This window comes from Streptomyces sp. NPDC006872 (assembly GCF_040635845.1).
Classification (GTDB): domain Bacteria; phylum Actinomycetota; class Actinomycetes; order Streptomycetales; family Streptomycetaceae; genus Streptomyces.
In genome coordinates this window covers 14,260-25,859 of the sequence record NZ_JBEYIL010000007.1, presented here as the reverse complement: position 1 = coordinate 25,859, position 11,600 = coordinate 14,260, and the positions used below count along the sequence as shown (strand labels likewise).

At 71.5% G+C, this 11,600-nt stretch carries 7 protein-coding genes and 1 pseudogene; 5 read left to right on the top strand and 3 right to left on the bottom strand.

Annotation, left to right across the window (positions count from 1 at the left end; all coding sequences use genetic code 11):
- Positions 1-273: 273 nt before the first annotated feature.
- Positions 274-1,059, bottom strand: coding sequence for a hypothetical protein (locus tag ABZ725_RS21370; RefSeq protein WP_358804179.1), 786 nt, complete (start codon positions 1,057-1,059; stop codon positions 274-276).
- Positions 1,060-1,322: 263 nt separating this feature from the next.
- Entirely contained in the window at positions 1,323-3,110 is a 1,788-nt protein-coding gene (locus ABZ725_RS21365) for a PucR family transcriptional regulator ligand-binding domain-containing protein (protein WP_358804178.1), read from the bottom strand.
- 399 nt (positions 3,111-3,509) lie between these two features.
- Between ABZ725_RS21365 and ABZ725_RS21360 the strand changes: the two genes are divergently transcribed.
- From ABZ725_RS21360 to ABZ725_RS21340, 5 genes and pseudogenes are all read left to right on the top strand, one after another.
- Positions 3,510-4,400 carry a xanthine dehydrogenase family protein subunit M gene (locus tag ABZ725_RS21360; RefSeq protein ID WP_351918260.1) on the top strand — a complete coding sequence of 297 codons (891 nt, stop codon included), beginning with the start codon at positions 3,510-3,512 and terminating at the stop codon, positions 4,398-4,400.
- A complete protein-coding gene (locus ABZ725_RS21355; RefSeq protein ID WP_358804177.1) occupies positions 4,400-4,984 on the top strand; it encodes a (2Fe-2S)-binding protein in 585 nt (194 codons plus the stop codon). Before ABZ725_RS21360 ends, ABZ725_RS21355 begins: the two co-directional genes overlap by 1 nt.
- Positions 4,985-4,986: 2 nt before the next feature.
- Positions 4,987-7,383: a molybdopterin cofactor-binding domain-containing protein gene (locus tag ABZ725_RS21350; protein ID WP_358804176.1), complete on the top strand. Its 2,397-nt coding sequence runs from the start codon at positions 4,987-4,989 to the stop codon at positions 7,381-7,383.
- Between the two features lie 108 nt (positions 7,384-7,491).
- Positions 7,492-8,949: pseudogene (locus ABZ725_RS21345) on the top strand (NCS2 family permease).
- A 77-nt stretch (positions 8,950-9,026) separates the two neighbouring features.
- Positions 9,027-10,253: an XdhC/CoxI family protein gene (locus tag ABZ725_RS21340; protein WP_358804175.1), complete on the top strand. Its 1,227-nt coding sequence runs from the start codon at positions 9,027-9,029 to the stop codon at positions 10,251-10,253.
- Here ABZ725_RS21340 and ABZ725_RS21335 read toward each other — a convergent pair.
- The gene (locus ABZ725_RS21335; RefSeq protein ID WP_358804174.1) at positions 10,205-11,500 is read right to left on the bottom strand and encodes a lanthionine synthetase LanC family protein; all 1,296 of its coding nucleotides are present in this window, start codon (positions 11,498-11,500) and stop codon (positions 10,205-10,207) included. The two genes, ABZ725_RS21340 and ABZ725_RS21335, sit on opposite strands and share 49 nt — an antisense overlap.
- Positions 11,501-11,600: the final 100 nt, after the last annotated feature.

Sequence of the window (11,600 nt, the reverse complement as noted above, 5' to 3'; positions counted from 1 at the left end):
CGCGATACGGCGTCACCCGTTGCGCCGCACCCTGCCCGCCATGTTTTCCGCCCTGTCTCCCGCCCAGCTTTTCGTGCTGTGGCCGGCCAAATGATCCGCCCTCGTCCGCTGCGGCCCGTTCTCCGCCCGTGCCCGTGCCCGTGCCCGTGCCTGTGCGTGCGTGTGCCGTGGCTCCGGCCTCTGTGACCCGGTCGTCTGCGCCCTGCCGTGGCCTCGCCCTCCGCGCCGCCCTCCGCGTGACCTGCCCGCGTGCGCAGCCGCAGCGCCCGCTCCTCACACTCCGGACGGGCTCGGGGCCGTCGGGGGCGCCAACTGCCTTGCCAGCCAGGTCGGTACGCCTCCCAGCAGTCGGAACAGTCGACGTGCCTCCTCCCGCAACCGCGAGGCCTCCGGCTCGACTTCCGCGTCCGCCAGTGAGGCGAGCGCGGGAGCGGTGCCCACCAGGTAGCCCAACTCCTCCCGGATGCGCAGGGATTCGGCAAATCCGTGCCGGGCCTCCGCCAACTCGCCGTCACGCAGGGCGAGTCCGGCGAGGTGGCGCCAGGTGAAGGAGAGCAGCAGCGAGTCCGAGTGCGCCGCGGCCGCCGTGTGGGCGCGCCGGTAGGCGGCCCTCGCGGCCTGCGGGGAACGCGAGATGTTCTCGGCGAGCAGACCTCTGCGGAAGTCCAGCAGCGCCCGGCCCGCCGCGTCCGGCGGGATCAGCGCCGCGGCCCGGCCGAGCGCGGCCCGTGCCTCGTCCACCCGGTCGCGCACGCCGTGCAGCGTTGCCGCATAGGCGAGTTGCCCTCGCTCGCACGCGGCCGCGCCCCGCTCCTCGTCGTCGTGGGCCAGCGCCTCCGCGGTGCGCAGCGCGTCCTCGGCGTCCTGCCAGCCCTGCTCGGTGTACAGGCACCGCTCCACGAGCAGTGCGGCCCGCTGGATCGAGCCTGTCGCGGTGTCGGGCGGGATCAGCGCCGCCGCGTCGGCCCAGCAGGCACGCGAACGCAACCGCCATACCGCGGTCTGGAGGGGATCGTCACCTGAGGTCGTTCCGGTACCGGACATGGCGCTGTACGCCACGTTGCCCTCCCCAAGTCCTGTCCTGCGGATCAGCTCGTGGGCGCTACGCAAGGCACCGTGCCCCCGACTCCGACCTGATCCGAAGGACAGGCCCAGCGCGCCATCGAGCTATGAGTGGTGCGCGCATCTCAGCACGAATGGCGGCACCGGGCCAAGGGGGCGGGTGAAGGATTTCACAAAGTCGTGGGATCTCCGTCCTCACAGGTTTCAACGGCTGGTGACCAAGGGGTAGTAACCGGTGTCGGCCAGCTGTCGGTCCGCTGTCAGCTCATGCGCAGCGCCAGGAAGAAGTCCAGCTTGTCCTCCAGCCGCGAAAGGTCACGGCTCGTCAACTGCTCGATCCGCCCGACCCGGTAGCGCAGGGTGTTGACGTGCAGATGCAGGCGGGAGGCGCATCGGGTCCACGAGCCGTCGCAGTCGAGGAACGCTTCCAGCGTCGGGATCAGCTCGGCGCGGTGGCGTCGGTCGTAGTCGCGCAGGGGGTCCAGGAGACGTGCAGTAAACGCTCTGCGCACATCGTCAGGGACGAACGGCAGCAGCAGGACGTGCGAGGCCAGCTCCTGATGGCCCGCGGCGCAGACCCGGCCGGGGCGGGCCGCGGCCACCCGTCGAGCGTGCCGTGCCTCCTCCAGAGCCCCGCGCAGCCCTTCCGCCGAGTGCACGGCGGCGCTGACGCCCACCGTGAGCCGTCCGTCACCGTCGAGTCCGGACGAAAGCGGTTCCCGCACGGCCGCCAGGAGGGCGTCGGCGAGGACGCCCGTCTCGGAGCCGTCGTGCGCGTTCGACACCGCGGGCAGCGGGACCAGCGCGATGGCCTCCTCGCCCGTGTGCGCCACGGCGATGCGGTCGGAGGGCTCGGGGCCGGTGGCGAGCGGGTCGACCAGGATCTCCTCCAGGAGCGACTGGGCGACCGGGCCCGGCTCCAGATCGCCGTCGTCCCACTCGACTCGGGCCACGACCACCTGCCAGTGCGGGGCGGCCCCCAGGCCCGGCAGCAGCACCGGCGCGGCCACCCGCAGGCGGGCCGCGATCTCCGCCGGGGCCGCGCCTGTCTGGACCAGCTCCAGCACCTCCTGCGCCAGGCGCCGGCGCACCGTGCGCGCCGCGTCCCGGCGGTCCCGCTCGACCGCGATGAGCTGGGTGACGCCCTGGAGCAGGTCGAGCCGCTCGTCCGCCCACTCACCGGCGTCCGCCTCGACGGCCAGCAGCCAGTCCGACAGAACGCTCTCGCGCACGTCCCGCGAGACCGGTGAGACACCTGAGGCCCCCGATGCTCCTGAGGTCGACGGGACCGGCGAGGTGTGCGACGTCGGGGACTTCTGCGCGGTCTGGGCAGGACGGCCGCCGTTGCTGCGGATGGGGAACAGCGAGTACGTCGCCTGGCCCACCCTCACCCGGTGCGGTCCGCGCCGACCCGTGCGGACGGCCGCGAGGTGCTCCGCCGCGAGCTTCGCGCACACGTCGGGCGGCAGGGCCGGCCCGGCCGGCTTCGACCCCGCCGGCTTCGCGCTCGTCGACTTCGGGCCCGCGATGAGCCGGCCGGTGGGGGACAGGACCCACGCGCGCAGGTCCAGGTCGGAGCCGAGCAGGTCCAGGACCACGTCCGGGCCACCGCCCGCCGGGCCCGAGATCATCATCCGTCGGTGCCGGTCGACCACGGCCGCGAGGTCCCCGGCGCGCTCGCCGGAGACCTGCCGCACGACGTGCTCGGTGATCGTCGCGAAGGCCACCGACTCGTGCACCGCGAACAGGGGGAGACGCTGCCGGGCGCAGGCCGCGACCAGGTCCTCCGGGACGTTGCCCAGCTCCGCCTCACCGGCCGCGAGCGCGGTCACCCCGGCCTGCACCAGGATGCGCACGAACGGGTCGGAGTCCGCCGCGTCCCGGCGCCAGGCCAGGCCCGTCAGCACCAGCTCGCCCCCGGAGAGGTAGCGGCTGGGGTCCCGCAGGTCGGTGGTCATGACACCCCGCACCGTGCGGTCCAGTTCGTCCTCGCCGCCGAGGAGCCTGAGGCCCAGCGCATCGGTGTCCAGCAGTGCGCGCAGCCGCATCTCGTCGCCGCCGTTCTCTGTCTCGAAATCTACGATGAATCTTGAAGGATGTGGTGGAGAGGACCCGCCGCCGGTCCTGCCGTCGGCCCCGCCCCGGGGCCCGGGGCGCTGCGGCGGCCGGTCAGTAACCGCTTTGGAACCGCATTCTTTGATTGCCAGGCTGTTTCCTACGTTTCCACAGGAAAACGAGGAGGTTACTGATGGCCTCCGTTCATACGAATCTACAAGATGGCCGTGCCGACCAGCCAACTCCTTCATGGTTTCCGTGACTGACCCGGTTGGAGCAAGGCGCTGTGTACTGGCCTCACTGCGCGTGAACAGGACATGAACGAGCCGGGCCCGCCGCACCCGATTCTGGCTCGAACCGAACGACTCATGAGACGAAGAAGAGAGCCGGTCATGGACTTCCTTCGCCCCGCCAGCTGGGAGGAGGCGCTCGCCGCCAAGGCCGAGCACCCCTCCGCTGTGCCGATCGCGGGTGGCACCGATGTGATGGTCGAGATCAACTTCGACCACCGGAGGCCCGAATACCTGCTCGACCTCAACCGCGTCGGTGACCTCTACGAGTGGGAGGTCGGCGAGGAGAGCGTGCGGCTCGGCGCCTCCGTCCCGTACAGCGCCATCATGGAGAATCTGCGCGCCGAGCTGCCGGGCCTCGCCCTCGCCTCGCACACGGTGGCCTCCCCGCAGATCCGCAACCGCGGCGGAGTCGGCGGCAACCTCGGCACCGCTTCCCCGGCCGGCGACGCCCACCCCGCCCTCCTGGCGGCCGGCGCCGAGGTCGAGGCCGAGTCGGTGCGCGGTTCGCGCCGGATCCCGATCGACGCGTTCTACACCGGCGTGAAGCGCAACGCGCTCGCGCCCGACGAGCTGATCCGCGCCGTCCACATCAAGAAGGCAGACGGCCCGCAGCAGTACTCCAAGGTGGGCACCCGCAACGCCATGGTCATCGCCGTCTGCGCCTTCGGCCTTGCGCTGCATCCCGAGACCCGGACGGTCCGCACCGGCATCGGCTCGGCCGCGCCCACCCCCGTCCGGGCGAAGACCGCCGAGGACTTCCTCAACGCGGCGCTCGAAGAAGACGGTTTCTGGGACAACGGGAAAATCATCACCCCGTCGGTGGCCAAGCAGTTCGCGGACCTGTGCGCCGCCGCCTGCAACCCCATCGACGACGTCCGGGGCACCGCGAGCTACCGCCGCCACGCGGTCGGCGTCATGGCCCGCCGGACGCTCACCTGGACCTGGGAGTCCTACCGCGGCGCCCGCCGCACCTCGGAGGGAGCTGCGTAATGCGCGTCAACTTCACTGTCAACGGACGTCCGCAGGAAGCCGACGACGTGTGGGAGGGCGAGAGCCTGCTGTACGTGCTGCGCGAGCGGCTCGGTCTGCCGGGTTCCAAGAACGCCTGCGAGCAGGGCGAGTGCGGCTCGTGCACCGTCCGGCTGGACGGCGTCCCGGTGTGTTCGTGTCTGGTCGCCGCCGGCCAGGTCGAGGGCCGTGAGGTCGTCACCGTCGAGGGGCTCGCGGACTACGCCAGACAGCGCGCCGCACACGGCGGTTGTGCGAGCGGCGCCTGTGGCACGTCGCTGCAGGACGCGCAGCACTGGGCGGCCAAGGGACAGGACTCCCGCACCGGCGAGGGCACCGAACTCTCCCCGGTCCAGCAGGCGTTCATCGACGCCGGCGCCGTCCAGTGCGGCTTCTGCACGCCGGGGCTGCTGGTCGCCGCCGACGAGATGCTCGAGCGCAACCCGAACCCGACCGACGCGGACATCCGCGAGGCCCTGTCGGGCAACCTGTGCCGCTGCACCGGCTACGAGAAGATCATGGACGCGGTCCGTCTGGCGGCCGCCCGGCAGGAAGAGGCGGTCTGACGATGCCTGCCAACGGCGCCCCCATCGGCACCCCCACCAAGATCACCCAGGGTTCCCGGACCAAGGGCGGGATCGGCGAGTCCACACTCCGCCCGGACGGCACCCTCAAGGTCACCGGCGAGTTCGCGTACTCGTCCGACATGTGGCACGAGGACATGCTCTGGGGCCAGATCCTGCGCTCCACGGTCGCCCATGCCGAAATCGTTTCCATCGACACGTCCGAGGCCCTCGCCACACCCGGCGTCCACGCCGTGATGACGTACGACGATCTGCCGACCGATGTGAAGAACTACGGCCTGGAGATCCAGGACACCCCGGTCCTCGCCCACGGCAAGGTACGCCACCACGGCGAGCCGGTCGCGATCGTCGCGGCCGACCACCCGGAGACGGCCCGCCGCGCCGCAGCCAAGATCAAGGTGGAGTACCGGGAACTGCCGGTCATCACGGACGAGGCCTCTGCGACCGCCCCGGACGCCGTCCTGATCCACGAGGGCCGCGACGACCACCACATCGGTCACGTCGCGCACCCGAACATCCTCCACCGTCAGCCGATCGTCCGGGGCGACGCGACCGCGGCCGCCGAGCGCGCCGATGTGATCGTCAAGGGCGAGTACACGTTCGGCATGCAGGACCAGGCCTTCCTCGGGCCCGAGTCCGGCCTCGCCGTGCCCGACGACGACGGTGGCGTCCACCTCTACATCGCCACCCAGTGGCTCCACTCCGACCTGCGCCAGATCGCACCCGTTCTCGGCCTCCCCGAGAGCAAGGTGCGGATGACGCTGGCCGGCGTCGGCGGCGCGTTCGGCGGCCGCGAGGACCTGTCGATGCAGATCCACGCCTGTCTGCTGGCCCTGCGCACCGGAAAACCCGTCAAAATCGTTTACAACCGTTTCGAGTCCTTCTTCGGTCATGTCCACCGCCACCCCGCGAAGCTCTTCTACGAGCACGGCGCCACCCGCGACGGAAAACTGACTCACGTCAAGTGCCGCATCGTGCTCGACGGCGGCGCGTACGCCTCCGCGTCCCCCGCGGTCGTCGGCAACGCCTCCTCGCTGGGCATCGGCCCGTACGTCGTCGACGACGTCGAGGTCGAGGCCATCGCCCTCTACACCAACAACCCGCCCTGCGGCGCGATGCGCGGCTTCGGCGCGGTCCAGGCGTGCTTCGCCTACGAGGCGCAGATGGACAAGGTGGCAGAGCGACTCGGCATGGACCCGGTGGAGTTCCGGCAGCTCAACGCGATGGAACAGGGGTCCCTCCTGCCGACTGGGCAGACGGTCGACTCCCCGGCGCCGGTCGCCGAACTCCTGCGCCGCGTCAAGGCGATGCCGCTGCCGCCGGAGCGCCAGTGGGAGAGCAGCGAGGGCGCGGACGTCCGGCAGCTGCCCGGCGGTCTGTCCAACACCACGCACGGCGAGGGCGTCGTCCGAGGAATCGGTTACGCGGTCGGCATCAAGAACGTCGGCTTCTCCGAGGGCTTCGACGACTACTCGACCGCCAAGGTCCGGGTGGAGGTCATCGCGGGCGAGCCCGTCGCCACCGTGCACACCGCCATGGCGGAGGTCGGCCAGGGCGGTGTCACCGTCCACGCGCAGATCGCCCGCACCGAGCTGGGCGTCGCGCAGGTGACCATCCACCCGGCCGACACGCAGGTGGGCAGCGCCGGCTCCACATCGGCCTCGCGGCAGACGTACGTCACCGGCGGCGCCGTCAAGAACTCCTGCGAGCTCGTACGGGAGAAGGTCCTGGAGATGGGGCGCCGCGCATTCGGCTCCTACCACCCCGCCTGGGCCACCGCCGAACTGCTCCTGGAGGGCGGCAAGGTCGTCACCGACGGCGGTGAGGTCCTCGCCGACCTGGTCGACGTGCTCGGCGACGAGGCCGTCGAGGTCGAGGCCGAGTGGCGGCACCGGCCGACCGAACCCTTCGACCTGCGCACCGGACAGGGCTTCGGACACGTCCAGTACAGCTTCGCGGCGCACCGCGCCGTGGTCGAGGTCGACACCGAGCTCGGTCTGGTGAAGGTCATCGAACTGGCCTGCGCGCAGGACGTCGGAAAAGCGCTGAATCCGCTTTCCGTGATCGGTCAGATCCAGGGCGGCACGACCCAGGGCCTGGGCGTGGCGGTCATGGAGGAGATCATCGTCGATCCGAAGACGGCGAAGGTCCGCAACCCGTCCTTCACCGACTATCTGATCCCCACGATTCTCGACACGCCGACCATCCCCGTCGACGTGCTCGAACTCGCCGACGACCACGCCCCCTACGGGCTCCGTGGCGTCGGCGAGGCCCCCACCCTGTCGTCGACCCCGGCCGTCCTCGCGGCGATCCGGAACGCGACCGGGCTGGAGCTCAACCGCACACCGGTGCGTCCGGAGCATCTGACGGGCACCGCGTAGTCACCGACGTTCGTCTCGGGCCGTCCCCCGGGTCGTCCATTCCCAAATCCCGCGCTCCTTTCCGAAGGCGTCGCGCGGGTGCACCTATAAACCTTGGGAGATGGCCCCATGACCCAGCAGTCACTGGAGTCGAGGACCACGGCCGAAGACGCGGGTGAAGGCACCCGCGTCCCGGCCGGCAGGTCCTGGCTCGACCGGTACTTCCACATATCCAAGCGGGGATCCACGGTCGCGCGCGAAGTGCGCGGCGGCGTCACCACCTTCATGGCGATGGCGTACATCCTTCTGCTCAACCCCCTGATCCTGTCCGGCAAGGACGCGGCCGGGGACACCCTCGGCCAGAAAGCCCTCATCACCGCAACCGCTTTCGCCGCCGCTCTCACCACGCTGCTGATGGGCTTCCTCGGCAAGGTGCCCCTCGCGCTCGCCGCCGGCCTGTCCGTCTCCGGCGTGCTGTCCTCCCAGGTCGCCCCGCAGATGACCTGGCCGCAGGCGATGGGCATGTGCGTGATGTACGGCGTGGTCATCATGCTGCTGGTCGTCACCGGCCTACGCGAGATGATCATGAATGCGATCCCGCTCGCGCTCAAGCACGGCATCACCATGGGCATCGGTCTGTTCATCGCGCTCATCGGTTTCTACAAGTCGGGCTTCGTGCACCAGGGCAAGGCAACCCCGGTCAGCCTCGGTCCGACGGGCGAACTCGCGGGCTGGCCCGTCCTGTTGTTCGCCGGCACACTCCTGCTGATCTTCATGCTCCAGGCCCGGAACATCCCCGGCGCCATCCTCATCGGCATCGCCGGCGGCACGGTCGTCGCGGCGATCCTCAACGCCGCCGGGGTCGTCGACCCGAAGCAGTGGGCGGCGGGCGCCCCCGAACTGCACGGCAGCGCCGTCTCGATGCCCGACTTCTCGCTCTTCGGGGACGTGGAGTTCGGCGGCTGGGGCGAGGTCGGCGCGATGACCGTCTCAATGATCGTCTTCACGCTCGTCCTCGCCGGGTTCTTCGACGCCATGGCCACCATCATCGGGGTCGGCACCGAAGCCGAACTCGCCGACGACAAGGGCCGGATGCCGGGCCTGTCCAAGGCGCTGTTCATCGACGGAGCGGGCGGCGCGATCGGCGGAGTGGCGGGCGGCTCCGGCCAGACCGTGTTCATCGAGTCGGCGACGGGGGTGGGCGAGGGAGCGCGCACCGGCCTCGCCTCGGTCGTCACCTGAGCCTCCTTCGCGGCCTGTCTGTTCTTCACCCCGCTCACCGCGATCGTCCCGCAGGAGGTCGCCTCCGCCGCCCTGGTCGTCATCGGCGCGATGATGCTGATGAACGCCCGCCATGTCGACTGGGCCGACCGGGCAACCGCCGTCCCGGTGTTTCTGACCGTCGTCCTGATGCCCTTCACGTACACCATCACCACCGGTGTCGCCGCGGGCGTCATCTCCTACGTCGCCATCAAGGCCGCGCAGGGCAGGGCGCGGGAGATCGGCGCGTTCATGTGGGGCCTGACGGTGATCTTCCTCGTCTACTTCGCGCTCCACCCGATCGAGAGCTGGCTGGGCGTGCACTAGCCGTTCCCGCACCAGCCGTCCACAACTGCCCAGCCCACAACCGCCCACCCCGCAACCGCAGTCAAGGAGACCGAGACATGCTGGACATCGCCGAGGAATTGAACCGGTGGGTCGAGCAGGGCCGAGACTTCGCCGTCGCCACCGTGGTGGCCGTCGGCGGCAGCGCGCCCCGCCGGCCGGGCGCCGCCCTCGCGGTGGACGCCGACGGCACGGCGATCGGCTCGGTCTCCGGCGGCTGCGTGGAGGGCGCGGTGTACGAGCTGTGCCGACAGGCGCTCGAGGACGGGGAGGCGGTCCTGGAGCGCTTCGGCTACAGCGACGACGACGCCTTCGCCGTCGGGCTCACCTGCGGCGGGATCATCGACATCCTCGTCACCCCGGTGCGGGTCGGCGACCCGGTCCGCCCGGTGATCGCGGCCGGTCTCAAGGCCGCCGCCGCCGGCGAGGCCGCCGCGCTGGCACGGATCGTGAGCGGCCCGACGCACCTCGTCGGCCGCGCGCTGCTCGTCCGCGCCGATGGCAGTTACGACAACGGTTCCCACGATGGCGGCTGTCACGGAAGCGGTTCCCGCGGCGGCGGCAGTTACGACAGCGGTTCCTACCGCGGTGGCTTCGGCGCGCACCCCGAACTGGACCGCACCGTCGCAGCCGAGGCCGGCGCGTTCCTCGACGCCGGTCGCACCGGCACCCTGGAGATAGGTGAGCAGGGCTCCCGCTGCGGGGCCCCGCTCACCGTGCTCGTCGAGTCGTCCGTCCCCGCGCCCCGGATGATCGTGTTCGGCGCGATCGACTTCGCGTCGGCGCTGGTGCGCGTCGGCAAGTTCCTGGACTACCACGTGACGGTGTGCGACGCGCGGCCCGTCTTCGCGACCCGGGCCCGCTTCCCCGAGGCCGACGAGATCGCCGTCGAGTGGCCGCACAGATACCTGGAGCGCACGGAGGTGGACGCACGGACCGTCCTGTGCGTCCTCACCCACGACGCCAAGTTCGACGTCCCCCTGCTGCAGCTGGCGTTGCGCCTCCCGGTCGCCTACGTCGGCGCCATGGGATCCCGCCGCACCCACCTCGACCGCAACGACCGGCTGCGCGAAGTGGGCGTCACCGAACTGGAGTTGGCACGGCTGCGCTCACCCATCGGCCTCGACCTGGGCGCCCGCACCCCCGAGGAGACGGCGCTGTCGATCGCCGCGGAGATCGTCGCCGCCCGGCGTGGCGGCAGCGGGGTCCCTCTCACCGGCGCTCACACGCCGATCCATCACGACGTGACCTCGGCGCCGGCGGGCCGGATCGGCTCGGTGGCCTGAGCGGCCGCCACGCGCACGACCGGCTGGTCCGGCCAGGCGAAGGCGTAACGAGGGTCGCCGCCCCTGCTCAGCCGCACATGACGCAGCAGTTCGCGCACGATGCCCGCGTTGCCCATCGCCCACCCGGTCTGCGGTTCGAGGTCGCTGGGCGTGGCCCGGTGCTCGACGTTGGACCAGCGTGCGCCGTCGGCGTCCCGGATCGCGTGCGCGACGAGGTCCGCCACGAGGGTCCGGGCGAAGTCGGGGGAGTCGCCCTGCTCGGCGATCCGGTCGCAGGCCAGCGCCAGTACGCCCGCCGTGCCGCAGCAGCGGCCGTTGTTGTCCCAGAAACCGGGCCGCAGCCGGTTCGGCAGCCCGGAGTGGGTCACGGTGTGCCAGCAGCGGTCGGCGAGGTCGGACCAGGCGGGCTCGCCGAGGACGTCCCTCAGCAGCCGGAACACCTGGGCGTCGCCGGCCGGCCCGTGACACCAGCCGTAGCTGTGCCGCTCGATCAGCTCGGGGGCGCGCTGCGGGTCGGAGTGCGGCACCAGGAAACCGTCCGGTCCGCCCTCGTCACGGGCCACGACGTCCGCGACCGCGGCCCGCGCGATGTCGACCAGATCCGCCCGGCCGACGGCCGCCCCGACGGAGGCCAACGCGTAGGCGATCCCGAGGGCGCCGTGCGAGAGATGGTGCAGCCTGGACTCCACGCCCCGGCGGAACTCCCAGGTGACACCGCCCTTTTCGGTCGCCTCGGCGGTTCTCAGGTACGGCTCCAACGCACGTACGGCCAGGTCGGCGTCCCCCGCCGCCCAGGCCCCGAGCCCGATGCCCGCGTTGCCGCCCATCAGCTCGAACAGATCGCCCCAGCGCGTCCCGTCGAAGCGCGACCGCACCCGCTCCAGGGCCCGATCCGCGGCCGCGCCGGCCTCGTCGGCGCCGAGTTCGCGGTGGACGGTCCGCAGCACGAGGGCGATCCCGGTGAGGCCGAAGTACAGCGAGTCGTCGGGGTGTTCGTCGACGGCGTCCGCGAGACCGCGGGCGGCGCGCAGGGCGGTGTCGGCGTAGGCGTCGTCGCCGAAGTGCCGCCAGGCCTCCAGGAGCACGGGGACGACTGAGGCCGTCCCGTTGTAGAGCATCGGGTCGACGTCGTCGTCCGAGGGTCTGACGGGCCAGCCGAGCCCACCGCCCCCGGTGTCCCGTGCGACCCCGACCAGCCACCGCAGCCCGTCCACGGCCAGCGCCTCGACCTCTCCCGTTCCTGTCATGGGCCCACCCTGACACGCGCGCACGGTGGCCGCACAGAGCGTCCTCGGGCATGAACTCCGGCCGGGGGCAGGGGAGATGGGGGTGGGCCGCGCAAGTCGG

Excerpts from the sequence above, each read along its gene's own strand:
- ABZ725_RS21365 (WP_358804178.1), bottom strand. The coding sequence starts at position 3,110 with ATGCGGCTGCGCGCACTGCTGGACACCGATGCGCTGGGCCTCAGGCTC.
- ABZ725_RS21360 (WP_351918260.1), top strand. The coding sequence starts at position 3,510 with ATGGACTTCCTTCGCCCCGCCAGCTGGGAGGAGGCGCTCGCCGCCAAG.
- ABZ725_RS21355 (WP_358804177.1), top strand. The coding sequence starts at position 4,400 with ATGCGCGTCAACTTCACTGTCAACGGACGTCCGCAGGAAGCCGACGAC.
- ABZ725_RS21350 (WP_358804176.1), top strand. The coding sequence starts at position 4,987 with ATGCCTGCCAACGGCGCCCCCATCGGCACCCCCACCAAGATCACCCAG.
- ABZ725_RS21340 (WP_358804175.1), top strand. The coding sequence starts at position 9,027 with ATGCTGGACATCGCCGAGGAATTGAACCGGTGGGTCGAGCAGGGCCGA.
- ABZ725_RS21335 (WP_358804174.1), bottom strand. The coding sequence starts at position 11,500 with ATGACAGGAACGGGAGAGGTCGAGGCGCTGGCCGTGGACGGGCTGCGG.